Source organism: Blastopirellula marina, from assembly GCF_002967765.1.
GTDB lineage: Bacteria > Planctomycetota > Planctomycetia > Pirellulales > Pirellulaceae > Bremerella > Bremerella marina_A.
On record NZ_PUHY01000010.1, the window covers coordinates 215,461 to 240,944 of the forward strand.

Below are 25,484 nucleotides of genomic sequence, written 5' to 3' on the forward strand. Positions count from 1 at the left end.
TATGCGAACCTTGATTCTCCTGGCCTTGATTTGCCCGCTGCTTGGCTGTGCGATGTCGCCAGCGATGAAGGAAGCCTTGTTCGATCCTGGCAAGCAGCAGCGCGAGCGGAAGGAAGAGATCAAGCGTCTGGTCGAGCATCGCCATCAAGAAGCTCATCTGCAAGCCGCCGCGGCCATGCTCAGCGATGGCCGCTACGACGACTGCAATCGCGTGCTCGACGACTTGGCCAAGACCAATCCCGATGCGAAAGAAGTGCAACTGCTGCGGGCCGAAGTCTGCATGGCCCAAAACCAGTATCCCGCCGCCGCGGCGATCTATCAGAAGCTGGTCGAAAAGAACCCAGCCGATGCCAACTTACATCACCTGCATGCGATGGCCTTGGAATTCTCCGGCGACACAACCAGCGCGCTGGTCGCCTTCCAACGAGCCGCCGAACTCTCGCCCCATAGCAACGTGATCCAAATGAGCCAACTCCCCGAACCAGCCGCCGGCAGCATGCTGCGTTAAGAACGGCAGGGCAACACGGCCACCCGTTTGGCCTTGATCGAGGCACCTCGTTCAGGGAAGATTCGCTTCCTTCGCGATACGTCTTGCCACTTCGCCTCTGTCGACCTGCGTGTGCCATGCCAGCCTATCACTTTGCCACTCTCTCCCTTCTGACGCTGTTGTCGTTCGCATTTTTCGGCACACCTTCCTTCGCTGAGGAACTTGGCAAGCTCGAACTCGTCTTAACCTATGGCGAGTCCGGCCTGCCGCGGGATAACGTCTTCTACACAGGCGAAAAAGTATTCGCCACGCTACGGATCACAGGCCTGGGTGATGAGCGGCCGTACACAGGGCAAATCCAAGTTACAGGGATGGTTCTCGATGCGAATGGCGAGGAAGTCTTACGGGTGGAGAAAGAGCCGGAGTATTACTCGCAGGTTCTCGGCGGCGATTCGATCGAGACGACGCTGATAATCGACAGCGACAAGAAAGGAATCGCACCGGGCAATTACACGCTGGTCTCCACAATTCAACAGATGCCGGCGGGGCGAAAATGGGAAGTGCAGACTGACTTCCGTTGGGAGACCAATCCTATACTTCATTGCTGCGAATTTGCCTGGTTTCTGGATCGTGAGTGCAAGTACCCTGCGGCTCCGGTGATGCAGCCAGGAAGATTCTTTTGGCTCCGACAACGATTCGGCCACTTCTCATTCGTCGATCGAAGTTTCAGCATTCAGGCGCAGATGAAACTCGTTCGGCGAAATAATCAGCCTGTGAAAGCAGAAGGGGGTAAGGGGAGTTATTCGTTCAAGATACCTCCCGCGAGCGAGCTTCCAGAATGGATTTGGTTGCCTACGTTCGAGCAGTTTACCAGACCTGGCAATTGCAGATTGTCCCTAGATATTGCTGACCTATTATCTGGTACTGAAGCTTCGACGACGCTGCCAGTTTATGTCGGCAAAACCCCCATGCCGTCTGTGGAAAGTAATGGAGATTTGAAACCGTTCCTAGCTCTCACCCATGGAAAGTATGGAAACGAACACGACTCGGATTATTTAATGGGTGAAGATATTTGGGTGACGCTTGGTTTTATTGACAAAACACGGGGTGGAGTCACAAACCAGAAAATTCACGCCTACTTTTTGGATCAGAATAACCAAGTTGTTAGCGATTTTTCTTTGGGAGAAGTGGAAATTCGGTGCGGATTCCACGAACGCTATTTCATTAAGGCTATAAATTTTGCGGTGAATCCGGATCGAGGGCCGGTCGAGCCGGTGCGGAAAGTGCAAATTGAACTGCACGAAACAACAACGGGGGCAAAGACCGTTCTTTCTGCTCCGATACGCTTCTTGCCAATGAAAGAGCTCGCCGCACTCAACCTCCGTGTTTCCCGTGACACTCACGATAAAGTTCCTGCCGGCCAGTTCCTCACCGCTGGTCAGCCCTATTACCTCAACTGCGACATCACCAAGTTCACGGTCAAAGACTACGCAATCGACATCACGCACAGCGTGAAAGCCTTTACCGAAGATGGCCAGCCGATTGCCGGTACGGAATTAGTCTTAGAACACAAGCGAGCCCTGAGCGTTGCCGAAAAATTGAACGAGCAGCTTCCACTCGGCATGCAGATCTCGCTCAACCGTCCTGGCAAGTTCCTTCTGCGTTCGACCTTCACCGATAACCTCAGCGGCCGGACCTACACCAGCGACATGCCGATCGAAGTGGTCAGCCCGTTTCAGTTTGTTGCGGACGAGTAGTTTCAGTAGGCAGCGTCGCGGACGATGCTCGCGTACTGCGATGCGGACAACGGAAAGACCGCATCACAGACGACGGTCTGCTTCTCTTGAGTAAACCAGTCGACAAAGACGATCATCGATTCGATCTCGTTGGGGCTGCTTTCGTCGGCTGCGTGGACTCTCTGGTACGTCGCTTCTTCCAAAGACCAGAGCTCGCCGCTGGTGATGACGATGCCCGTTTGCAGGCCCTTGGTCAGGCAGCCGGCGAACAGGTCGTAACTAGGAGGTGCAGTGCGATGGAGGAAGGTGTAGCAGCGAACGATCGTCGCCAAATCGGCCGGCGGCTGCGGGAAGCAGTACAGAATATCAGCTTCATTCTCGTTGAAGATAATCTCGGACATTGATGGGCCTTGTTAAGCGCGGCAGGCATGACTCGCCCCCATTCTAACCGTTGAGCCGTCTTGCTACGGAACAGCTGTCAATGCTATCACCCACGCTGCCAGCACGTGGCGCGAACTGTGGCTGTTTCCCCGTTAAGATGTGCAAGTTACACCCACTTTAAGACACGCCGAAAATTGAATGCCCCCCTCTACAGGAAAGGTTCGATAAGGCGAAAAGACAATTTTGCAACTGGCATTAGTTCGCCCTACGTTCATGGCAAACTTCTGCCCATGGGACTTGGCTATCTTGGCGGATCTAGATCGATTGTGGCGGCGAATCTTTGCCTTGGCGTTCGTGTGGCTTTTGGTCGCCTCACCGGCGATCGCCCAGACAGTAGACCCAACCGCTCCGGGAGTGGTCTCGGGCGCTGCCCCAATTACGGTCGGTCTTTCCGAAGGTCTGTGGGGAAACTATTTGCCGCGGGTTTCGTTCCAACATCGCACCGAGGGTGCTGGCTACGACTATTCGTTTTCCGATCTGCGAGCCTGGGTGCCGCTTTATGAGTCGGCTGATTCGCAAAGCCTGACCTTCTTCGATTCGGCCGTGCTGCTGGCGAACGACTCGAAGGTCGGTATGAATGCCGTCATTGGGCAGCGTTTCTACTTCGAAGAACTCGATCGCACATTCGGCGGCTACGTCGGTTACGACAATCGCGATACGGGCAATCAAACGGTCAGCCAGATTGCCACCGGCTTTGAATCGCTAGGACGTATCGATTTCCGGGCGAACGCTTATCTACCCACCGATGACCGTTCGATGCAGATCGGCAGCAGCAGCTTCTTTAACCCCAGCTACGTCGGCAACAACATCCAACTCTCCGAGTCGTTCCTCTCGGAAACCGCGATGCGAGGCTTCGATGCGGAACTAGGGGGCGCGGTGCCACACTTCGGCGACTACCTGCGGGCCTACTTCGGGGCGTATAACTACCAGGCCGGTGCCCAACCTCAAGCTTGGGGTTGGAAGACACGCCTCGAAAGCCACCTCAGCGATCAAATGCGGCTTTATTTGACGGTCACGAACGACCAGGTCTTCGATACGAACGTGGTGTTTGGTGTCTCGTTGTTCTGGCCTGGAACGCGTGCCCGTCGCACGCCACGTTACGACGACATGCTGACACGGATGGACGAACCGCTGATTCGTAAGGAAGTGGTCACCGTCAATCGCTTTACCAAAACGGAAAGCACCTTGGCGATCAACACCACCACCAGCGCCGCCCAGCGGGTGGTCCATGTCGATCCCAACGCCGCGGCCGGCGGTGATGGTACCGTCGAGAATCCGTACAGCAGCCTGGCCCTTGCTCAAGGTGGATCGCAAGCCGATGATATCGTGTTCGTTCATCCGAATAACGGCGGTACTTCGACCAATCTTGATTCCGGCATCGTGCTGCAAGATCGCCAGCGGTTGTTAGCTTCGACAACGCAGCATACGTTCACGGCCACGCAAGGCACGTTCGATCTGCCCGGCTACGAAGCTGGTAGCAAACCGGTGCTCGACTCGAGCGGTGTTACCGTACAACTGGCCAATGGGAACGAAGTCTCTGGTTTCCGATTTGACGATCCCGGCGATACGGCAATCAGCGGCGGCACGGTCAACGGATTCAACATCAACAACAACACGTTCGCACACAGTGGTCTTAACAGCACGAGCAGTATTTTCGTCAGCGACCTGCGTGGTGACGGCGTGATCCGCGATAACACAATTACCACCTCGGCGAGTGCCAGTAGTGGCGACGCGATATCGATCGCTTCCGCGGGAACCGCCAAGATTACCATCGCCGACAACACCATTTCGCGTAATCTGAGCGTCGGTGGAAACGACGCGATTCAGATCGAGGCGCTGGCCGGATCTGACTTGGAGTTTGCGATCAACAACAACCAAATCAGCAACTTCCTCGCCGCAGGCGGATATGGGATCAACCTGATTTCCAACGGTAATAGCATCACCGGTTCGGCTTCGGACAACACGATTACCAACGGCCTTACGATCTCGGTCCTTGATTATGGTATCTATGCAGATATCCGCGAGGGTACCTCGAACCTGACCTTCGACAACAATACCTTTAACACCTTCGCTTCGGCTCAACTATTGGATGCAGGCATCTACGTTCGGAATTACACCTCGGACGATACCACCACCACCATCACCGACAACAAGATTGGTGTCGCCTCTTCTGTGGCAATCGGTAACGGCATCTACGTCTATTCGTCCCGTGGGGGAACGGATAACGTAATTCTGAAGAACAATACCCTCAACAGTTCGTTTGCTGGTGGTTTGAGTACTGGCGTGCGATTGTACTCCCTCGGCTACAACACAGTCTTAAATGCCAACGTACAAGACAATGTTATCAGCGGAACCTACGGTACCTACGGTTTGTTTGTGGACAACTACGGAACCTCGGCAGTTAATTTGAGAGTGCGAAACAACACGATTGACGGCAACACCAGCCTTCGTACCGATGACAACACTTTGACCTACTTTGAAGTGTTCAATGGTCAGTCCGTTCCTGGCAATTTGACGGTGTCCGACATCACCTCGCAAAATACGATTTCGGGCAGCACAACCATCTTCGACTTCCCAGGCTCAAACTCGCTACGAGTGGCCCCGAACAGCTTGCCCATTCCGGAATAGATTTGCGACCAGCGGACAACCCCAAGATGGCCCCTATCCCCCCAATGAGAGGCAAGAAAAAAAGCGATATTTTGCGGGTTTAAGCATCTCTTAGAAGTTTGGGGCAACCTACGATTTTAGGAATACCGAGTCTGGTTGTGCCCTTGTGGAACAGCCTAAGTAGCCCTTAAATCACCAAGGTCAGTTCCGTGCCAACCGTTCAATCCACACCGCGTCGTGGTTCCTGGTCGCAGTTTTGGTCTCGTAAGAAAATCGATCGTACCCTGCAACTCCAGCAGCAACTCGACGAGGCGTTGGCGAAGATAGCTGCGATTGATCGCTCTAACGCGGTCATCGAATTCGATATGGACGGTACGATACTCAACGCGAACGACAATTTCTTGACGACGCTTGGATACACCCATGAGGAAGTCTTGGGCAAGCACCATCGCATTTTCGTCGATCCTCAATTCGCCCAAACTCGTGATTACCAAGACTTTTGGAAGGGGCTGAACCAAGGCCAATTTTACAGCGAGCGTTTCAAGCGGATCGGCAAGGGGGGCCGCGAGGTCTTCATCCAGGCAACCTACAATCCGGTAATCGGGCCCGATGGCAAACCATATAAAGTCATTAAGTTTGCAACGGATGTAACCGAAGAAGTCCGCGTCCAAGAGGAAGCCACGCGGCTTATGAACATGGTCGAGAATCTACCGACAAATCTGATTCTGGCCGACAACGACTTGGTTATTCGCTATATGAATCCCGCTTCGTTGAACTCGCTACGAGCGATCGCACATCTCCTGCCGGTTCCGGTTGATCAAGTCCTTGGCAGTTCGATCGATCTGTTCCATAAGAATCCGGAACACCAACGTCGCATCTTAGCCAACAAGGCCAATTTCCCGATCAAATCGACGATTTCGTTGGGAGACGAACTCCTATCGCTTGAAGTTCGGGCGATTACCAATCGCGAAGGTGTGGAGATTGGGTTGATGACAACCTGGCAGGTTATTACCGAACAAACGAAAATCCGGCGACAGGTCGGTTCATTAGGCGAAGTCGGTCAGACAGTCGCTGCCAATGTGCAAGACATGGGAACTGCGATCACCGAAATCTCGGAGAGCATCGGTCGAACGGCAAACCTCGCCATGACCGCGGAAGAACAATCGAGGACTGCCCGCCAAACGATCGCGAACCTAGGAGACTCAAGTGTTGAGATTGAAGAGGTGGTCACTCTGATTTGTGATTTGGCCGATCAAACGAATTTATTGGCGTTAAACGCCACCATTGAAGCGGCCAGGGCTGGGGAAGCGGGGCGTGGATTCGCTGTCGTTGCCTCGGAAGTCAAAACCTTGGCCACCAGTACGCAGTCCGCAACCCAAACAATTTCGGAACGGGTCAACCGTATTCGCACCAGCATCGATGGGGCCATTCGGTCGACCAACGAAATCGCCAAGAGCGTGCAGGAAGTCAGCGGCAACACCACCGAAGTCGCCGCCGCGATTGAAGAACAATCGGCGATTATCACTACCATGGGCACGACCGCCGATGAGTTGGTGAAATTGAGCGTGGAACTGCAAAAGCTGTAAATCGCAGAAGAGCAAGTACGTAGGCGAAATCACGGAAGCCATGACCATCCGACGATGGTCATGGCTTTTCTATTGCGTGTCTTTCGCTTGAAACGGGACGTCCGTTCTGCCACGATCATGGAAACCTTTCCAGTCAGGCAACGCTCTGCCGAGATCGTCCAGTGCGTCAACGATATTGTCCCCTCTTTCCCGAACTGCTAAGGCAACTGCTATTCTTGCTGATGCTGCTGGCGTTGATCGTCTTGCTGTTCCGACTGATCCACCACTCCCCAGCCACGCAGCGCGAAGATCAATTGATTCTGGTGATGGTGTTGGTCGTCTTTCATCTCCCAGCCCTCATCCGTTCTCCTTTTTATTACTTCGCAGCCAAACGCCACACGCCAGATCAAATTTGGTATCCGCGTGGCTCGCTTTACAGCGAAGTGTATCAACTGCTGACCTACGCTCCGTTGACCTTGGTGCTTGCCGTCAGCTATGGGCGATTATGGACATTTGCCTCCATCGGATTTGCGAATCAGCTACCGTGGACCTCCTCGGTTTACTTGGGTATGCTCTGCTTCGCAGTCTTTGCCTTTACGAGCGAGCAACTGCGGAAACGACTATCCCGAAATGAAGAGGATTCGCTCTCGACCAACAACGCGATGTACTTACGATCGAGCTTGCCACGGGGCAGACTGGCCCAGGCGTTAAGTGCTTTTCAAACCGCAGTTTTCGGGCCTGTTTTTGAAGAGATCGTCTGTCGCGGTTTCTTCGTCTATTATCTCGGTCAGCTGATTGGCAGCCCCTGGGTAGGCGTCGGCTTTGGCCTGGTCGTTTGCGTGTGGCTGCATTGGTATCAAGGAGTCGGGCGCATCCTTCCGGTGGTTGCTTTCTACTTCTGCACCGTACTTCTGCTCTATGGGCTGCTGCTCTTCGGGTCAGGCCTACTGGGAGCCATCGTCTTTCATATTCTCTGCAATACGAGCGTGGTGCTGGCCCTGCGGAATCATGCCCAGTCGTACGTCGAGTTCATCAAGTCGTGCCGCACTGCGGAAACCGCCAAACGTCGAGAAAGACAGAAAGATCACATTCACGTGGACGTGTTCGACCCCGACAACTTCCAACCTTGGCCTCCCGTCCGTAGTCCTGAAGCTTAATTCGCATGCACATCCTGGCCTTAGAACCGTACTATGGCGGCAGTCACCAAGCTTTTCTCGACGGCTGGAGCCGTGTTAGCTCGCTGACATGGACCAAGCTGACGCTGCCGGCCCATCACTGGAAGTGGCGGATGCGGCATGCGCCAATGACATTCGCCGAACAGTTAAAGTCACAGCCGCCGCAAGAATTCGATTTCCTTTTCTGTAGCGACATGCTGAACCTGGCAACTTTGCGAGGACTTGCGCCGCAACACATCGCTAATTTGCCAGCGGTTGTTTACTTTCACGAAAACCAACTTACCTATCCGGATGCTTACCGAACCGAGCGTGACTTTCATTACGCGTTCGATAACATTCAAACGATGGTTGCCGCCGAAGAATCTTGGTTTAACTCGGCCTACCATCGGGACGAGTTCCTCGCCCAGGCTCGGGCGTTCTTGCGGAAGTTCCCGGATTACTCGCTGGAGTCGCAGTGGGACGAAGCAGCCGCGCGGGTTCGCGTCGTTCCGCCAGGCTTGCCGGAGATCGAGACGCCACGTCGCACGCTCACCGCGCAATCGCCGCACATCGTCTGGGCGGCGCGGTGGGAGCACGATAAGAATCCCGATGACTTTTTCGCAGCCCTACGTCGACTCAAGAGGGGAGGGGAGGTCTTTCGTTTGAGTGTCGTCGGGGAATCGTTTCGCGACGTGCCGCCCGTGTTTACAGAGGCGCGGACGGAATTCGCCCACGAGATCGAGCAGTGGGGCTTTCTTCCGAGTCACGCCGATTACCTGGCTTTACTACAATCCGCCGACATCTTCGTTTCGACGGCCGTGCACGAGTTCTTTGGTATCTCCGCCGCCGAGGCCATTCTCTCAGGCTGTGTCCCGGTACTGCCGCGGCGGTTGGCCTACCCGGAACTGGTGGGCGATCGATCCCACCTTCTGTACGACACCACGGTCGAGTCGCTCTCGAACCACCTACACCAGCTGATCCATGACCTCTCGTTTTGTGAAAAAGCGATCGAACAAAGTCGAGACGCGGCCCACGCGTTGACGGCCCTTCGCTGGGCGACTCTGGCACCACTTTGCGATCACCGACTCATCTCGGTCAAGCGTTGCGATTAGCAGCACGCGCGCACCATTTTCTCGTCTATGGGGCACGCGGGCAGTATCCCGGCGAGATCCCGACCAGAAACTTTCTTGACGAGACTAAAGAATTCGTCATAATCGAGAAAACCATACGACTAATTTCTTCGTCTTACTAATAACGCCGGGCATTTCGGTGGTTGGCAGCGCTTCGTGAAGCGACTTCCGCGATGTGTCCTGATGACGATTTCGAGCGAGATACACCATGCCGCGTCGACCTTCCGTGCAACCAACTGCCGTCGAGCTAGAGATCTTGAACGTGCTATGGGAGCATGGGCCCTGTCCGCTGGGCGAGATCCACCAGCAACTTACAGCCAACGGCGAGCGTGCCTATTCAACGACCCGCAAGATGGTTCAGGTGATGCGGGACAAGGGGCTGATCGTGTGTGATGATTCGTCTCGCCCGCAGCAGTATTCCGCGGCCGAGCCGAAAGATCAAACCCAGTTGAGCCTGTTGGAAGACATCGTCGATCGGGCGTTCGGCGGCAGTACCCAGAACATGTTGATGAGCCTGCTTTCGGCCAAACGGCTAACGCCGGACGAACTTACCGAAATGCAACGACTTGTCGACGAGGCTAAGAAGCAGGGAAAGAAGAAATGAGTATCCTCTTCGATCTGTTTTCGACCGACATCGCCCAGCGAATCGGCTGGACTTTGGTACATTCGCTGTGGCAATTCACGCTGCTTGCCGGTGTGGTCCAGATAGGCTTGATCCTCCTACGAAATCGCACGGCGGAGTCGCGTTACGTTCTCGCCTGTGTTGGCCTGTCAGTGATGCTAGTTGCCAGCTTGATCACGTTCTGGTCACCGCTCGCGGTGAACGAGGTGACCAAGCAAACCAAAGAAGGCCAGGTCGCAATCGCCTCAGACGAGATTCCCGTCACACCGCAAGCTGGTGGTCTTGAATTGCCGCCTGAAATTCGAGCGGAAGCGGTTAGTCCAACTGAAATCAATCCGCTCGCCGATGCGGTTGCTGCGAACACGCTTCCCACCGCGCCGATCACCGACACCCTACCGAAATCGCAGCCCGTATGGCATGCTGCGATTTTCACCCCTTGCTTACCATGGATCACACTAGGCTGGCTGAGCGGCGTGCTCCTGTTCTCGTTGCGACAGGCTGGTGGCTGGCTGGGAGTGCAGCGTTTACGACGCGTTGGCATTTCGCCAGTGACTCTTGATGTCGTCGAACTCGCCGAGCGTTTGCGCAGCCGAATGAAGATCACACGACCGGTTCCGTTGTGGCATTCGACTCGTGTTGAAACGCCGGTGGTGATCGGCTGGTTGAAACCGGTCATTCTGCTACCACCAAGCCTCGTAAGTGGCTTAACGATCCCGCAGGTCGAGGCGATCCTGGCCCACGAACTGGCCCATGTGCGGCGGCACGATTACCTGGTGAACTTGATGCAGACGGCTATCGAAACGCTGCTCTTCTATCATCCGGCCGTGTGGTGGTTGTCGTCGCGGATTCGGCTGGAACGAGAGAACTGCTGTGACGACATGGCGATTGAAGTGTGTGGCAGCCGCATTGATTACGCCGAAGCATTAACCGCCGTCGAGCAAGGCCGCCACGCACCGAACCTCGCGATGGCAGTGCAGGGGAGTTCCGCATCCCAGACACTGATGCGTATTCGACGTATCTTGGGCGTGGCCGATCGTCGTTCGCCAAGTCCCAGCAGCCTGGCCGCCGTGCTAGTCGTTCTTCTGTTATCAGGCACCATGCTCACCAGCTATGTCGCACTCGCCGATCCACCGGAGAAGGAGAATCAGCAAGAGGTAAAGCTGGTGAAAGATTATCCGCTGGACGGGCTGACCATCGCCGCTGGTTTCCAGCCCGACGACGCGTCGATTGTGCTGGGTCAACCTACGTTTCTTACGTTTACCGTTACCAATCGAGGCAACCAGCCATACTCGTTTGTCATCGGCGAGGATAACCGTGGATCGATTCGGCATAACAACTTTCATATCACGGCCGTCGATGAAAAAGGACAAGCCGTCAAAGACCCATACAGCTACAACAACTTCGGTGGGATCGCGCGCGAGATCACCCTTGAACCTGGCGACACGCACACGGAACGTTTGTTTCTCAATCATTGGTTGGCTTTCGAGCAACCGGGCAAGTACCGTGTGACGTGTCAACGAACGTTAGAAAACTACGGCAGCCAGCCACAATTTAGCAAGCTGGCGATCCAGTCGGAGTTTGCCTTGGAGGTGCTGCCGTACGATCGCACGAAGATGCAGCAAGCGATCGATAAGCTGGCCGTGTTGATCGCGCAAGGGAAAGAAGACCAACTCCGTGATGCGACGATCGCCCTAGCATCACTCGACGATCCAGCCGTTATCGCGCCGCTGATCAAGTCCGCAAAGCAGGGTGACTTCTTGAACAAAATACCAGCGTTGGAAGGCTTGGCGAAATACTCGACCGAAGCGGCAACCGATGCCCTACTGCTCGGCTTACAAGATGGCGACCACGCGGTCAGACGCGCCGCGGCCAATGCCCTGCGATCGGCCCAGAAGATCGATGTAGCAACGGTCGCATTGCTCCAGCAACTCACCAGCGATTCCGCAGACTTGCGGGCCTCGGCAGCGCGCGCCCTAGGGGAAACCAAATCGAAATCAGTGCTGGGGCCTTTGGCCAATGCCTTGAACGATCCCGAGTCTGCCGTCCGCTGTGCCGCGGCGATTTCGCTCGGCCAGTTGGGTGGTACGTCAGAAGCGGCCCTGCTGAAACAACAGCTGAGCAAAGAGGATCGCCAGCTACGTGTGGCGGCCGCGGATGGATTACGGCAGATGACGCCAGAGAACAAGCTCGATCCTACCTGGCTGACTCCCACGATTCGCGCAACGACCGACATAAACGATCAAACGTTTCATGAATCGATGCGGCTTATTCGATTGTACAGCGGCGAGGAAGCTGCCCCGGCACTGATTGGCTGCCTCGACTTCGACGATCCTTCGACGAAGAACACCTACAACTTCTTCCTCATCCTCGCGATCCATCACTGTAAGAACGGACCTGATTGCTATTACCGTTGGAAGCACGATCCGAACAGGGCCGGTACACCCGACGAGATTGAGAACAATCGAAAGATTTTCGCCGAACTTAAGGCCTTCGCCGCAGGTGGCTTCGTAAACGCCGACAAACTGATCGAACGAGCCGGCATCGAGCTAAACAAGGGACAGACGGACGCTGCCAAGCTCCCCGATCTGTTCGAGGCAGTTCCCGCCGGTTCCAAGTCGTACGAGATACGAGCGGAAGTCGTTGCGTTGCCGCGTCAGGCGAATCAACTCGATACAACCATCTATTACGTTCCGAGTAAGGATGCGTACTACATTCAGCGCGATCCACTTGGCTCGAGCACGATGACTTTCTACGGTCCGTTTCCTGGCGATCCGCGAAAGATTGTGGCGGCCGATGAAACGCCGAACGAAAAAGCAGAGGCTCCTCCGAAGGCGACGACACGTCAGACTGATTCATCAACATCAAAGAGTAAGTCGCAAGAGCCAGCCCTGGTGGTTCGGCCACGTGATGCCAATGGCAAACCGGTTTCGCGGGCGTATCTCACCTTGTGGCGAGCGTTGGAATCAGGCGAACCTGATCCTGTGAACACAGTCAACGGTCCGGGAGGCTTCGGCTATTACGACCCCGTGATTTGGCAAGACGAGATCAACAATGCCCGCTGGGTGCGTGTTCGGAACGCCCATCCAAACGACGGTCGACATGGATGGGACGGAGAATCGTTCCATTTCGACACGTTAAAGCCAGGTCGCTATCGTGTAACGGCTTGTACCTACCGACGTCAGGAGAAGACGCCTGATCCAACACCGTACGGTGTTAGCGAGCCGATCAATTACGATGGTGAAGCGGCAATTACCACATTCATTGCGATGCTTCCAGGCGATGCGAACTTAACGTTGCAGCTGCGCGATCAGGAGACCAATCGACCGATTTCCCGCATGGCAATTCGCCTTCGCGATGGCAGCGGCATGCCGATCGTGCATGGTCATGGAAGTGGTAACTTTTTCGAGCGGACCGACGAAGACGGAAGAGTTCATTTCGCTCATCTCAAGTCAGGCACATTCACCGTGCAGGTGTTGGGGAAGCAGGCTAGCGTCAATCCGTTTGTGCAGTACGAACCGCTGGAGAGGTTTCATCCCATCGACGTGATTCCAGGTGATAATCGCTTCGACTTGGCAGTTGCTCCGCGAACGCTGGATCAAGCCGAAATTGATCAACGGTTTCCGTTCTCGATTTTCGGTCGCGTCACCGATCCTTCAGGCAACCCACTTTCCGAAGTTACCGTACGTGCCGCGACCGGCGTGGGCACGCTCCGGGGAGGTGGCCACACGACAACCGATTCGGAGGGCAAGTACCACCTCTACTTCGGTCCCGGAATGCACATGAAGGTCGATAAAGAGCATGCCCCGCTTGGCGTTGGCGTTCAAGCGGCCCACTTCACCGCCGAGAAGCCTGGCTGGAAACTGGACGCCGACAAGGGCTATCTTCCGTACATGATGACCGATCGAAAATCGGAACCGTTCGTCGCCGTAGGAGCCAAAGTCGACGACACGCTGCAAGGGGTGATGACACCTGAGCTGGTGATCTATCCGAACAATCCACGCGAGCTGAATATGGTGCTGAAGCAAGCGAAGGAGTGACGGTGACGCGGCGACTCCGCGGTTTGCCGTGCCTATCTCCAGCGGTTATCATGCGGATTCTAAGCTTGTCGATCGTTCCCTCCCAGTCGAGACCTTCCACCATGCCGCATAAGCTTCTACTCCTTCTCGCCGCTCTGCTTGGCTTCGCCTACGCAATTCCCTCGGCACATGCCGCCGAGCGTCCACCGAATGTGGTCATGATTTTCATCGACGACATGGGGTACGCCGACATTGGGCCATTCGGAGCGAAGGCGTACAAAACGCCGAATCTCGACAAGATGGCAGCCGAAGGACGGACGTTTACCGACTTCTACGTTCCGCAGGCCGTTTGTTCGGCATCGCGAGCGGGCCTCATGACGGGCTGCTACAACGTACGAGTCGGCATCCAAGGAGCCCTTGGCCCGAATGCTAAAATCGGGATCAACCCGGACGAGATGACCATGGCCGAACTGTGCAAGCAGAAGGGCTACGCCACCGCGTGCTACGGGAAGTGGCACTTGGGAGATCGCCAACCGTTTCTACCACTGCAAAATGGTTTCGACGATTATTTTGGCCTGCCTTACTCGAACGACATGTGGCCCTACCATCCTGGCGTGCGTCATCTTTCGATGGAAGAACGCGTGAAGCGTTGGCCGCATTTGCCGCTGTACGACAAGAACGAAGTGGTCAACGCCCAGGTCGATGAAAAAGCCCAAGAGCAACTGACCACGCAGTACACCGAAAAGGCGGTTGCCTTCATCGACAAAAACAAGGACAACCCGTTCTTCCTGTATGTACCCCACAGCATGGTCCATGTGCCGCTTTACGTTTCCGACAAATTCAAAGGCAAATCGGGTGCTGGACTGTTTGGTGACGTGGTGATGGAGGTCGACTGGTCGGTCGGGCAGATCATCGACGCGCTTCACCGCAACAAGCTCGACGACAACACGCTGGTGATCTTCACTTCCGACAACGGACCGTGGCTTTCGTACGGCGATCACGCCGGAAGTGCAGGCCCGCTGCGTGAAGGGAAGGGGACCATGTGGGATGGGGGCTGCCGCGAGCCAACCATCATGAAGTGGCCCGGCAAAATCCCCGCTGGCACCGTTTGTCACACGCCGGCGATGACGATCGATATCTTTCCAACGATTGCCGAATTGATCGGCGCGAAACTTCCCGAGAAGCCGATCGATGGCAAGAACATTTGGCCGCTGATGGCGGGCCAGCCCGGTGCCAAGTCGCCGCACGAAGCGTACTACTTTTATTACGGCAGCGGGCTGAAAGCGGTCCGCAGTGGCAGGTGGAAGCTGGTCTTCCCGCACGAATATCGCACGCTCAATGGACGCCCTGGCGGAACTGGCGGCATCCCCACGAACTACGAACAAGCCAAGACCCCGCTGGCCTTGTTCGACCTGGAATCAGACCCTGGCGAATCGAAGAACCTGGTCGACGAACACCCTGACGTCGTCCAGCGTCTCGAAAAGCTAGCCGATGGTATCCGCGAAAAGCTCGGCGATTCTCATCGCAATATCAAAGGAAAAGAAAACCGACCGCCAGGGCGGGTTTAAAGCAGCGATGGAGCAAGCCAACGCACGATTCTCGCGTTTCCGATTTACGATTCGTGGCTTGATGTTGGTCACCTTGCTGTGCGGGCTGCCCCTGGGCTCGTGCGTTTATCTGCTTAGTAGGCTGCGTGAGGAAAAGCAGGAAGGGCCTTACGAGAATTTCGACGCATGGCCACTGGCACTGAAGCGGTTGATTGGCGAGGACGCGAACCTTCGGCAGGACATTGAACCTTATGAATTAGAAGCGTGGGTCGATCACCGATCGATCTGGCTTCTGCGTGCCGACTCGCCCCTTTACGACCGATTGCTTAAACAGAATCCCTTTGAACCTGCCGATCATCAACATCCCATGGCGGGCAGGTTAATGGAATCGGCACCATCCGCTTGGGGTCAACCTCGTTGGGGGCAGTGCGTTTGGTACGCGACGCCTGGTTATGGGACGACCTTCATGGAGGGTGCTGACTTGTACCTGATCGCTGAAGACCCAGCCACCGGCGAAGTAATCGTGCTGCACGAATGGATCTTCTGAGCAAAGCAAGCCCACGCGAACGACGATTCCGAGAGCGTTCCTTGACCTAATCACTTCACGGCACCTAACATGCAGTTTCGATTCTCCAGCGAATGGAAACCCGATATTCCGCTCCCTCCGGAATACTCTTTTCCTCAGGCGTTCAACTATTTGAACCCCGATACCAACTCGTTCTATATTTTGGAACGGGACGGAAAGGATACCATTCAGTGTGGTGGCGAGAAGCAAGCCTGCACGGTGGAGATGCGGCATTACCTTGCCGACGGCAGTTATTTCCACTGCGTGATCGGACATCGCGAAGGAGACACCACTCCCACCAAGATCCGTATGAGCGACGGGGGAGTCAGCGTCGAAAAGCGAGAGGTCCTGACCCACTGGGAAGCGATCGAATTGTTTACCTGCTTCTTTGAAGGACGCAACTTTCCGGAAGCATATCGCCTGCGTGAGCTTCCCCTTTAACTTCGAGACGTTACGAAAATACTACCGGGCAGCGAACGCGGCGACACTCATGTTTTTCTGAAGCCAATATATGACGTTATTCGAACGCCACTCCGAATTGACTTATCTTACCAAGGCAGCATTCGCGAATGTCGTCACTCGGCTTGAGTCTACTCACACCAAGGGCGAAATCTGTGGCTTAGTTTTCTATCCGTCCTCCGGCTATCGAGACTTAGGAACTGCCTTCGCCACGAGTGCCGACTTGCAGCGAAATCATGTTTCTGGCGACTTGTCCCTTGATCCTAAGTTGTTAGAAATGTTAAAGGATCATCCTGATCTACAACAGAAACTCGCGTCCAACACTCCATCCTCAAATGTAGAACAAGTCCATGCGTGCGAGTGGAACGGCGCGAGTAAATTTCATGATCTCTTTGATGAACTAAACGACATTATTCATCTCGAGTACGACCCGACATACGACGCCGGTTTCGACAATCGACAGATATGCGAGTTCTTTGAAGAACTTCTCACAAGCGTTCTACTGGAAGCCCAATCCTTAAAACTAATGAATGGCGAGGTCTTTGCGGATGATGTTTTAACGGGCGTACAATTCCCTGATACATCCAATTCAGAAACCGTTTTACGTCTATCCCAACACGTCAACTCAGCAAGTTGGCATCAGCGACTTTGTGCTGCGTACGGCAAATAACGTAATGTACTAGCTGGCATGTCTTCAGGTGCCTTGCGAAATGGGTGTATATGATGGTGACAGCCTGCATCCATTCACAGTTTTTCGCCGGCCAGTGACGCATCCCCCCAGCCAGTTCGCGCCGGTTGTAGACACAATACCCCACGAACTCGATCAACTTTAGCAAGTTCTTACCAACGAGATAAAGAGTTCTTAGCGTTCCTCAGAACGTGGGTATAATGGTAGGGACGTATGTACCTGGTGCACGGCGTTCCCGCTTCTTTTCAGTACGCGGCTTGCCCTCTTCCAACCGATAGAATGGGGATCAAGTTCCATGCTGGTCGAAAACGACAATTCCGTTTGTGTGTGGCTGGGCAATCTTACTCCGCATGAATTTGCCGAGTACATCGATCGCGAGGAGATCTCGCGTGCCACTCCTCTTAATCCATTCGCGGTCGATATGCACGATTACTTCTATGATCGTGAGCTATTAACGGGCAACCTGGTGCCTGATCCGATTTCGATTGAAGCGCTTCTGCACCCGCTGGCGTTCTCTCCTTCCTACTGCCATGCCGTGCATGCGGCTGCCGAGCAAATGGGAATTCAATCGGCCAACTGCGTCGTTGCTTTGTTAAGGCATGAACTGCACATCGAACAGTGGCCAGCGACCTCTCCGCTTGATTTTGTGGGGAATTTTGAATTGGCACACTGCGAGGAGAAACGTTCCTAATAGAGCAGGTTTTGCATAGCAGAACACGCGCTCCATTTGTAAACAAGTTCCCGAGAACTGCGGATCAACGCTTTTGCCATACAAGTTTGGGCACACTTAGTCGCTTCTCAAACGTCCCATCCCAATTCACTGATAGGCCCGCTTGTTCCAATGACGATCGGACAATGTTACCGACTTCAACGCCAACTGTTTGTTCATCCGCAGGCTGGATCGGCCCAAACGCGAAATAGAGTCCTTGCCCTAGAACCGCCCGCTCAAGATCTTGGCCATGATAGAAGCAATACCCGAGGATCGAATCTTGATCGCGACAACGGGCGTAGAAGTCACGAACGTCATCATAGCCATCACTTTGTGTGTAACCGGCATTCTGAATCGCGATGATACCTTGTTCACTCATTAAAGAGAAAGCAGTATCCAGACGATCACAATCGGTAACGTCTGGGTATTGAAGCTTCTCTAGTTCGTATTCAGCAAACTGAGCGTCGATCGCCACAACAACTTCTTTCGGATCTAACTCCCCAGGGGCGTACATCTCTTCGGTAAATATCTCGACGAGTTGTCCATGACCGTAAAAACCGTATCGAACCATCACCGCAATTTCGGTCCGCGTTTCCTGTGAGAGCATTGATTCTTCTCGTTCGTTACTTTGGCTGATTATTCGAGTGCCCAGCGCGGGTTAACGCGATGGATAGAATAGCAAAACTGAAACTGAGAGACACAGGGTCGACAGCAATATACCGAGCGGGGACTGTCATTTTTTCTTCGCGGAATCTCTGAAAAAGCTATCCGCTTCACTGCTTGACGCTGGTTGCAGGGTTTGCCCCAATGGGTGCTGTTCGTTTCGGCTGCGGGACGGCGTGATGATCATTCCCTGGGAAGCCGTACCGATGACGAGCGGGCCTGAGATCGCTGTTGACGACAACTTGGAAACGACTTCAACGGGGGAAACGCCTGAGAAGCCAGCCAAGCCGGTTCGGTTTCGCTCGCTCGATGTGTTTCGCGGGGCGTCGGTCGCCCTGATGATTCTGGTGAACAATCCTGGTTCGTGGTCGGCCATGTATCCACCGCTTCAGCATGCCTCGTGGCATGGCTGCACGCCGACCGATCTGGTGTTTCCGTTCTTCCTGTTTGCGGTGGGGAACGCGTTGGCCTTTGTGCTGGAGAAAACGCGTGACTTGCCGGCTTACCAGGTGATCTGGCGGATCTTGCAACGAACGGTGCTGATCTTTGTGATTGGTTTTCTGCTGGGCTATTTCCCGTTTGTCTATTGGAACGAAGCAGGCGACCTGGCTTGGAAGGCATTGGAAGACCGCCGCATCATGGGCGTGCTTCAGCGAATTGCGCTCAGCTACGGCGGGGCGGCGATCCTGATTTGGCTGTTGGCCCGCGGCGGTCAGACGAAGTGGGTGCTCAGCGCGGCGACGCTGATTCTGGTTGGCTACTGGATCGCTTGCTGGTGGCTGGGTGATCCGGCCGATCCTTATAGTTTGGAAGGATACATCGGTACGCAGATCGACCGAGACCTATTCGGCGAGAAGCATCTTTATCACGGCGAAGGGGTTCCCTTCGATCCGGAAGGGCTGCTGGGTACGATCCCTTCGATCGCCCAAGTGATGATTGGCTGGTGGGTCGGCGTCACCATGATTCGCAGCGAAAAGAACCTGGCCCTCATTGGCCGCTTGGCCATTGTGGGTGTGCATCTGTTAGCTATCGCCTACTTCTGGCAGTTTCTCTTCCCACTGAATAAGAAGATCTGGACGTCGACCTTCGTGCTGCATACCTGCGGGCTGGCAACGCTGGTATTGGCCGCGATTGTGTTTTGGCTCGATGTTCCCGCGAAACAAGATGGCAGCTTTCCCCGTCTGGCATCCGCATCGCGGTGGGTACTGGGGGGCGTGTTCCGCTTCTTCGAGGTGTTCGGTAAGAACCCGCTGTTTATCTTCGTGTTCAGCTCGCTGGTCGTGAAGACCTTGGCCATGTTTCGCTGGCACCCGGTCGGCAGCAATGGGTGGACCAGTACGCTGCCGTGGCTTTACCAGAATGTCTTTACTTGGGAAGGCGTCGACCCGCGTCTGGGATCGTTCTTGTACAGCGTTAGTCTTTTGGTTGTGTACTGGCTGATCGTGGCGGTGATGGACTGGCGTAAGATCTATGTGAAGGTGTAGCGGCCTGGAATGAAAATACTGGATTCCCGCGTTCAATCCGCTATGCTATTGCCCTGATAGACTTTTCTTAGATTCATGGACGTAACCGCATGGCAGACCCCAAGAAAGCGTCCGGAGGCCAGCCTTCGAAGATCCTGCTGGACGAATTGTATGCCACGAAGGACGACGGGTTTCTCGATTGCTTCGTGCAGTTTGAATCGTACGACTTCCTGCGTCACTTCTCGACCCGCTGGGTGCAAGACAAAAGCCCCTGGGCCAGGAAGCAGCTGATCAAATATCTGCATCGCAGGCTCAACTTCCCAGGGCATGAAGTTGTCTTCAAGCGGGCGTTCAAAACGGCGATCGAGAACGAAGACATCGAACTGCTGACTCATTTCCTGGTTGTGCTCGATCGGCTTGTGCGTCGGAAACGAATCAAGGGATATACGTACGATTATCGGCTGCGAACGTATTATCAGCGCGAGTATCTTTTCGCTGCCCCCAACAAAACCGTGCGTGAGGAAACCGGGCGCGTTCGCGAGTACAAGTACGCTGGCAAAACGTACCAGTGGCCGCTCCCTGATATTCGCAATGTTCCGCAGAATCGCTTATTCACGCAGCAAACAAGGGCCTATCTCCGTCGGCGCGTGTGGCGTTTCTTCCGTCACATGGCCTATCGCCAGCCAGAACGCTACGTCGAAGCGATGAGCTCGGCTCTCGCTCTTTACAACAACTCTCACTTTGATTGTGGCGAAGCGATACTCGACAACTGGTCGCTGATGCATGCGTGTTACTTCCATGCCCCGGAAATTGCGTTTACGGACTCGCATACCAACATCGTCCGCGAACAATCGTTGGCCACGTTGAAGGCCGCCCCTTATTTGCCTGCCGTTTGGGAAGGGGACGCGGCCGCGGGTCAGTTGTGGAAATTACTCGCAACAGCCCGTAGTCAGTTTGTCCGCATGTGGACGATCGAGATGCTCCGCACGGTGCACGCCGAATGGTTGTCGCATGTTTCGATCGAGGAGTTGTTGCAGCTTCTTTCCAGCGGCGACGCCACGGTCGGCGAGTTTGCCGTCGACTTGTTTCGCAAACACAAATCGCTTTCTCGCGTCGAGATCACCACCTGGCTGCGACTGCTGGACGAAGCGGACTTCTCGATTTTGCCGGTCATTTGCGAGGCGATGCACGAACACATCGATCCCAGTCGGCTCAACGAAGAACAATTGATCGAACTCACCCTGGCACGACCGGCGGCGATCGCTCGCCTGGGACTTACCTGGCTGAAGACGCGGCATCGTCAACGACCGTTGTCGCCAGATCAGCTGTGCCGTCTGGCCGGGGCCAGCTGTCAGTGGGAAGCGGAACCGATTGCCGACTGGGCGATTGTCGAACTTGCCCAAGGCGAACGATACTCCCCGGAACAGCTGACCGAATTCTTCGATTCGCATTCGACCGCCGTGCGTCATTCGGCCTGTCGTTGGCTGACGGCAACCCTGATCGAAGACGATGTCTTCTCGCTCGCCACGTTCGAGGCCAATCCGACCGGAGAGCCCTTTCAGTACGATCCTCGCTTGTGGCTGAAGCTGGTCGAAACGCCGTACGATGAAGTACGTTTCGCACTGTTATCGTTGCTGGGAAGCGTTGTCGATCAGTCTCCCCAACGGCTGACGGAAACACTCTCGCCTGAGCAGTACCTCCGTGTCCTTTCCGCAGTCATTCTGTGTGTCGACCGAGGCTCTCGCAGCAAACCAAAAGCGATCAAACAGCTTAGTTCGCTGGCGATTCGTGAACCACAGCATGCGGAGGTGGTGCTTTCCGTTTTGGCAATCGCAGCCCGTTCGATTCGCGAACCGGAACGTGCCGCTGGCCTATCTGGTATCGCCACGATACTCGAGTGCCATCCGAACTTGACCACGCAAGCCAGTCAAGCAATCCCCGAGTGGAGTTGGGACGAACCGCCCAGCGTTGTCCGCAATAGCGAAAGGAGCTCGCGATGAATGTGAGCATGAAGTACGCCAGTCGCAGCGGTTTGTACGAACTCTCAGGCGGGGCGAAGTTGCTGCAAATGGCGCCAAACCTGGCCCGGCAACAAGTCTCCTTCGATGGTGCACTCAATCGACCGTTGGAATTTCGGGAGGCTATTAGCGCGCTGCACGATGTGGTGATCAACGACCTTCGCTTCGAGCCACGCGACAAGACCGCTTACCAGCAGTGGCTTGTCGAACAACGGAAGCAGGAACAAGCTCTCCGTCAACAGGCGATGCAAGACAAACGTGACGCGATTGCCCGCGGCGATATCGAAAAGCCCTCCGCCGATTTAAAGCGGCAACACGCGGCCGCCCTCAAACGATACTGGGCGGCTCGGCAGATGCTGAACAAACGCTTGCGGCAAGAGAATGAACAACTGTGGCGGCGTTTGATGCCGTACGATCCCGTGATCACAGTGGCGGATGACGTTGTCTTCTTCGAGTGCTTCTCAGTCGATCAATCGAGTTATGGCTGCTTAACCGTCGATCGCGGTGATGGCTTCGGCGAATCAGGGCAGACACAACTTGGCACGACGAATGTCGATTACTCGTGGGATTTGTACGAGAGCTTTCAATCGCTGCGAACCTACCGCCAAACCCGGTTTCAGATCGATCCATCGGCGTTCGAAGTGGCCACCGACGGCGGTAGTAGCGAGCATCGGGAAGAGAAGATTGAACTGCCTGACGGATGGCTAAGCGGGTTTGTCCGCCTGCAATCGGCGATGGCGATGCCGATGCGAAAGGTCACGTTGCCGACCGCCACGGTTTATTCCCTGCTGGCGTTTCTGAGGCGTAGTAAGGCCAAGACCAGCCCGCGGGCAATTCGCTTTGAACTTACCGAAGGACAGACGCCTCGTCTGGTACTCGAACCTTGGGAGAAAACGATCGATGCGCATGGTGCGACGTATCAAGGAGCAGCTTGCGAGCCGATTCGTATCTGGGGACGTCGACGCTTGTTGACGCTTTCTCGCCTGCTGCCGCTGGCCGATGGAGTTGATGTTTACTTGCTGGGAACCGGCCTGCCTAGCTTTTGGGTCGTGCGCATGGGCCCAATGCGTTTGACGCTCGGACTCAGTGGCTGGACAACCAACGATTGGTCGGCCGGCAGCGCGGTTGACATGTTAATGCCGCAAGAGAAAGCGCGCGACTCTGTCGTAGCGTCGATCGCCGAGTCGCTTAGCAATCAGCGTGCGGCAACACTCGACGCGATTGCTGGTAAAGCTTACCTGGCCAAACCAATTGTTTCCTCTGCTTTGAATGAGTTGGCATTACGCGGACAAGTTATCTTCGACCTGCATGCCGGGCTGTATCGCTGGCGAAGCATCTTACCACTGCCACTCTCAGACAAAGAGATTGCACCGCCACACCCAGAAATGCAAGCCGCGGAAGACTTGGCCAAATCAGGGAAGGGGACGCTGAATGAGGCCATAGCCGGACCGCGTGGTGGCATTATTCTCACGGGCAAAGTTGATACGTTTCCCTGTGAAACGATGATCGATGGCGATGGCATGATACGACGTGGAAAATGCTTGTGCGGCTGGCATCGCAAGTCGGGCATTCGCAACGGTCCCTGTCGCCACATTCAGGCACTGCGGCTCACATTCGATCGAACAAAGCAGCCCGCTTAGTCACGACTGGCGATCATAAACTCAACGTTCAACTATTGAAATTTCACCCCCAACACCCTAAAAACTAAGGAGTCATGACGGGAGCGAGGTGACGACTCAAGACTACCTTGCTGCGGCGATCCGCCGTGGTCGAGTTTTGCCTCTCATTCTTCCCCAAGGTCGTTGTTCGGTTGGCCACTAACGACATCTAGTGCGTCGACCAGGACAAGCCGAGGCTTTCGACGCACTAGATGTCGTTAGTGGCCTTGGTGAACGACCTCGGTCCGCGGACGTGAAGTTGAATCGTCACCCGCTCCGGTCATCTCTTTACGCATGAATTTCTTTCGCAGACTGACAAAGTGGATCACCTCGGGGCGGGATTCTTCTGCCGACCAACCGGTGCCGTCGCAGATGCCGGCCTCGGTTGAGAATCGTGATTACACGGTCCCCAACACGCCCCAAACACCGTCGGCTCCCGCGTCCAATCCGTCGCCACCCGAACAACCGCAAACTAGCAATCTCGCCGGGCTCGATGCGTCGCGATTTCAGCCCCTATCGCAAGACGAAGCATTAGATGCGACGTCGCAACCAGGCTGGCAATCGGCTTACTGGGATCCCTTGAACGTGATCCCTTCGACCTCGCTACCGCGGATTCGGGTCATCGATCAAACGATGGTCGGCATGGGGCTGATTGATGCTGAAGAACTCGCCGATATCCATCACATCGGCGAAGAAATGGCCAAGTATCGCACCGATTACCATGTGATCCAGCATGCTGGCCATGCAGCCGTTCAAGCTGCACGCGATGCCCGAGCCGCGCGGAAAGCGGAAATGAAGCAGCGTGCCGCTCAGCGAAAGCAAGAGCGAGAGGCCGCGATCGCCGAACGAAAAGCGACCGATATTGTTTTTCTAGGCCGGGGTGTATCACGCGGCCTGGCCGACCGTCGCTCGAACGTGGAACGGCTACAAGCAAGCAGCCTCCCAGTGTTGTCCTCACCGGCGGATCTGGCGCAAGCGATGGGCATTCCGGTCGCGACACTGCGTTGGCTGAGTTATCATCATCCAGCCAGCAAAACGACCCATTATCACTCGTGGCAAATCGCGAAACGATCGGGCGGAGTTCGGACAATCAGCCGCCCGCACAAGAATCTGGAAGACGCACAGCGCTGGATATTAGAGAGTATCCTGGCCAAGCTACCAACCCATGACGCCGCCCATGGCTTTGTGCCGGGACGCAGCACACTGACCGGAGCAACACCGCACGTGGGTGCGAAGGTGCTTGTGAACGTCGACCTGCAAGACTTCTTCCCAACGATCGACTTCGCCCGAGTGGCTGGTCTGTTTCGTGGGTTTGGTTACTCGCCGGCGGTTGCTACGATCTTGGCTTTGCTTACAACCGAGTCACCTCGGCGGGTGATTCGTTCCGGCAGCGAGACATTGCACGTCGCGGTCGGCAATCGCTCGCTCCCGCAAGGTGCGTGCACCAGTCCAGCGATCTCAAACTTGATTGCCAGGCGGCTTGATAAGCGACTCGCCGGAATGGCTCGTTCCATCGAGTGGCAATATACCCGCTATGCCGACGACCTCTCGTTTTCCTGTCGAGAAAGCGAAGAGAAGGTCGCCTATCTAATGGCACGAGTGCGTCACCTGACAAGTGAAGAAGGCTTTCTGGTCAAAGAATCGAAGACCCGCGTTCTTCGTCGCCATGCTCAGCAATCAGTCACCGGAATCGTGGTGAACGACCGGCCCTCAATTGATCGGAAAACAATCCGTCAGTTGCGTTCGATCTTACACAAAGCGAAGTCCGAGGGACTCGAACGACAAAACCGCATCGGCCACACCAACTTCAGTGGCTGGGTCACCGGGATGATTGCCTACGTCGAGATGGTCAATCCCCAGCAAGGACAAAAGCTGCGCGAGGCGTACGAAGCGTTATAGCTTCCAAGCCTGATACGAAAAATGCCCACGCAAGCGTGGGCATTTGGATCGTTGAAT

19 protein-coding genes are annotated in these 25,484 nt (G+C 55.2%); 17 read left to right on the top strand and 2 right to left on the bottom strand.

The genetic code is table 11. The features are described 5' to 3' along the window. Position 1 precedes the first annotated feature (1 nt). Positions 2-508, top strand: coding sequence for a tetratricopeptide repeat protein (locus tag C5Y83_RS11905; RefSeq protein ID WP_158262329.1), 507 nt, complete (start codon positions 2-4; stop codon positions 506-508). 83 nt (positions 509-591) lie between these two features. Next, complete coding sequence (locus C5Y83_RS11910) at positions 592-2,244, top strand: hypothetical protein (protein WP_146117751.1); 1,653 nt, start codon at positions 592-594, stop codon at positions 2,242-2,244. Positions 2,245-2,246: 2 nt separating this feature from the next. Here C5Y83_RS11910 and C5Y83_RS11915 read toward each other — a convergent pair whose 3' ends face one another. Continuing rightward, positions 2,247-2,624 carry a hypothetical protein gene (locus C5Y83_RS11915; RefSeq protein WP_105329964.1) on the bottom strand — a complete coding sequence of 126 codons (378 nt, stop codon included), beginning with the start codon at positions 2,622-2,624 and terminating at the stop codon, positions 2,247-2,249. Positions 2,625-2,910: 286 nt separating this feature from the next. Between C5Y83_RS11915 and C5Y83_RS11920 the strand changes: the two genes are divergently transcribed. From C5Y83_RS11920 to C5Y83_RS11970, 11 genes are all read left to right on the top strand, one after another. Then, the gene (locus C5Y83_RS11920) at positions 2,911-5,292 is read left to right on the top strand and encodes a right-handed parallel beta-helix repeat-containing protein (protein WP_146117752.1); all 2,382 of its coding nucleotides are present in this window, start codon (positions 2,911-2,913) and stop codon (positions 5,290-5,292) included. A 188-nt stretch (positions 5,293-5,480) separates the two neighbouring features. Further along, complete coding sequence (locus tag C5Y83_RS11925; protein WP_105329966.1) at positions 5,481-6,857, top strand: PAS domain-containing methyl-accepting chemotaxis protein; 1,377 nt, start codon at positions 5,481-5,483, stop codon at positions 6,855-6,857. A 161-nt stretch (positions 6,858-7,018) separates the two neighbouring features. Continuing rightward, positions 7,019-7,993, top strand: coding sequence for a CPBP family intramembrane glutamic endopeptidase (locus C5Y83_RS11930; RefSeq protein WP_146117753.1), 975 nt, complete (start codon positions 7,019-7,021; stop codon positions 7,991-7,993). Between the two features lie 5 nt (positions 7,994-7,998). Further along, entirely contained in the window at positions 7,999-9,102 is a 1,104-nt protein-coding gene (locus C5Y83_RS11935) for a DUF3524 domain-containing protein (RefSeq protein WP_105329968.1), read from the top strand. Positions 9,103-9,328: 226 nt separating this feature from the next. Then, positions 9,329-9,724, top strand: coding sequence for a BlaI/MecI/CopY family transcriptional regulator (locus tag C5Y83_RS11940; protein WP_105329969.1), 396 nt, complete (start codon positions 9,329-9,331; stop codon positions 9,722-9,724). Continuing rightward, the gene (locus C5Y83_RS11945) at positions 9,721-13,779 is read left to right on the top strand and encodes a M56 family metallopeptidase (RefSeq protein ID WP_105329970.1); all 4,059 of its coding nucleotides are present in this window, start codon (positions 9,721-9,723) and stop codon (positions 13,777-13,779) included. The genes C5Y83_RS11940 and C5Y83_RS11945 overlap by 4 nt, the downstream gene beginning before the upstream one ends. A 101-nt stretch (positions 13,780-13,880) precedes the next feature. Continuing rightward, positions 13,881-15,326 (top strand): sulfatase, encoded by a 1,446-nt coding sequence (locus C5Y83_RS11950; protein ID WP_105329971.1) that lies wholly within the window; start codon positions 13,881-13,883, stop codon positions 15,324-15,326. Between the two features lie 7 nt (positions 15,327-15,333). Continuing rightward, positions 15,334-15,852 carry a hypothetical protein gene (locus tag C5Y83_RS11955; protein ID WP_105329972.1) on the top strand — a complete coding sequence of 173 codons (519 nt, stop codon included), beginning with the start codon at positions 15,334-15,336 and terminating at the stop codon, positions 15,850-15,852. A 69-nt stretch (positions 15,853-15,921) separates the two neighbouring features. Beyond that, a complete protein-coding gene (locus C5Y83_RS11960) occupies positions 15,922-16,311 on the top strand; it encodes a hypothetical protein (RefSeq protein WP_105329973.1) in 390 nt (129 codons plus the stop codon). A gap of 70 nt (positions 16,312-16,381) precedes the next feature. After that, positions 16,382-16,999, top strand: coding sequence for a hypothetical protein (locus C5Y83_RS11965; protein ID WP_105329974.1), 618 nt, complete (start codon positions 16,382-16,384; stop codon positions 16,997-16,999). 313 nt (positions 17,000-17,312) lie between these two features. Then, a complete protein-coding gene (locus C5Y83_RS11970) occupies positions 17,313-17,708 on the top strand; it encodes an immunity 22 family protein (protein WP_105329975.1) in 396 nt (131 codons plus the stop codon). A gap of 64 nt (positions 17,709-17,772) precedes the next feature. On the opposite strand, the gene C5Y83_RS11975 is transcribed toward C5Y83_RS11970, so the two are convergent. Beyond that, on the bottom strand, positions 17,773-18,333 hold the full coding sequence (locus C5Y83_RS11975; RefSeq protein WP_105329976.1) for a DUF6891 domain-containing protein: 561 nt from the start codon (positions 18,331-18,333) through the stop codon (positions 17,773-17,775). 235 nt (positions 18,334-18,568) lie between these two features. On the opposite strand from C5Y83_RS11975, the gene C5Y83_RS11980 reads away from it, so the two are divergent. From C5Y83_RS11980 to C5Y83_RS11995, 4 genes are all read left to right on the top strand, one after another. Further along, on the top strand, positions 18,569-19,873 hold the full coding sequence (locus C5Y83_RS11980; RefSeq protein WP_199195031.1) for an acyltransferase family protein: 1,305 nt from the start codon (positions 18,569-18,571) through the stop codon (positions 19,871-19,873). 89 nt (positions 19,874-19,962) lie between these two features. Beyond that, positions 19,963-21,852 (top strand): hypothetical protein, encoded by a 1,890-nt coding sequence (locus C5Y83_RS11985; protein WP_105329978.1) that lies wholly within the window; start codon positions 19,963-19,965, stop codon positions 21,850-21,852. Further along, positions 21,849-23,510, top strand: a complete 1,662-nt coding sequence (locus C5Y83_RS11990) for a metal-binding protein (RefSeq protein ID WP_105329979.1) — start codon at positions 21,849-21,851, stop codon at positions 23,508-23,510. Before C5Y83_RS11985 ends, C5Y83_RS11990 begins: the two co-directional genes overlap by 4 nt. Before the next feature lie 390 nt (positions 23,511-23,900). Beyond that, a complete protein-coding gene (locus C5Y83_RS11995; protein WP_158262330.1) occupies positions 23,901-25,427 on the top strand; it encodes a reverse transcriptase family protein in 1,527 nt (508 codons plus the stop codon). Positions 25,428-25,484 lie beyond the last annotated feature (57 nt).

Coding starts and splice junctions, on each gene's coding strand:
- C5Y83_RS11905 (WP_158262329.1), top strand. CDS start 2: ATGCGAACCTTGATTCTCCTGGCCTTGATTTGCCCGCTGCTTGGCTGT.
- C5Y83_RS11915 (WP_105329964.1), bottom strand. CDS start 2,624: ATGTCCGAGATTATCTTCAACGAGAATGAAGCTGATATTCTGTACTGC.
- C5Y83_RS11935 (WP_105329968.1), top strand. CDS start 7,999: ATGCACATCCTGGCCTTAGAACCGTACTATGGCGGCAGTCACCAAGCT.
- C5Y83_RS11940 (WP_105329969.1), top strand. CDS start 9,329: ATGCCGCGTCGACCTTCCGTGCAACCAACTGCCGTCGAGCTAGAGATC.
- C5Y83_RS11945 (WP_105329970.1), top strand. CDS start 9,721: ATGAGTATCCTCTTCGATCTGTTTTCGACCGACATCGCCCAGCGAATC.
- C5Y83_RS11950 (WP_105329971.1), top strand. CDS start 13,881: ATGCCGCATAAGCTTCTACTCCTTCTCGCCGCTCTGCTTGGCTTCGCC.
- C5Y83_RS11955 (WP_105329972.1), top strand. CDS start 15,334: ATGGAGCAAGCCAACGCACGATTCTCGCGTTTCCGATTTACGATTCGT.
- C5Y83_RS11960 (WP_105329973.1), top strand. CDS start 15,922: ATGCAGTTTCGATTCTCCAGCGAATGGAAACCCGATATTCCGCTCCCT.
- C5Y83_RS11965 (WP_105329974.1), top strand. CDS start 16,382: ATGACGTTATTCGAACGCCACTCCGAATTGACTTATCTTACCAAGGCA.
- C5Y83_RS11970 (WP_105329975.1), top strand. CDS start 17,313: ATGCTGGTCGAAAACGACAATTCCGTTTGTGTGTGGCTGGGCAATCTT.
- C5Y83_RS11975 (WP_105329976.1), bottom strand. CDS start 18,333: ATGCTCTCACAGGAAACGCGGACCGAAATTGCGGTGATGGTTCGATAC.
- C5Y83_RS11980 (WP_199195031.1), top strand. CDS start 18,569: ATGATCATTCCCTGGGAAGCCGTACCGATGACGAGCGGGCCTGAGATC.
- C5Y83_RS11985 (WP_105329978.1), top strand. CDS start 19,963: ATGGCAGACCCCAAGAAAGCGTCCGGAGGCCAGCCTTCGAAGATCCTG.
- C5Y83_RS11990 (WP_105329979.1), top strand. CDS start 21,849: ATGAATGTGAGCATGAAGTACGCCAGTCGCAGCGGTTTGTACGAACTC.
- C5Y83_RS11995 (WP_158262330.1), top strand. CDS start 23,901: ATGCCGGCCTCGGTTGAGAATCGTGATTACACGGTCCCCAACACGCCC.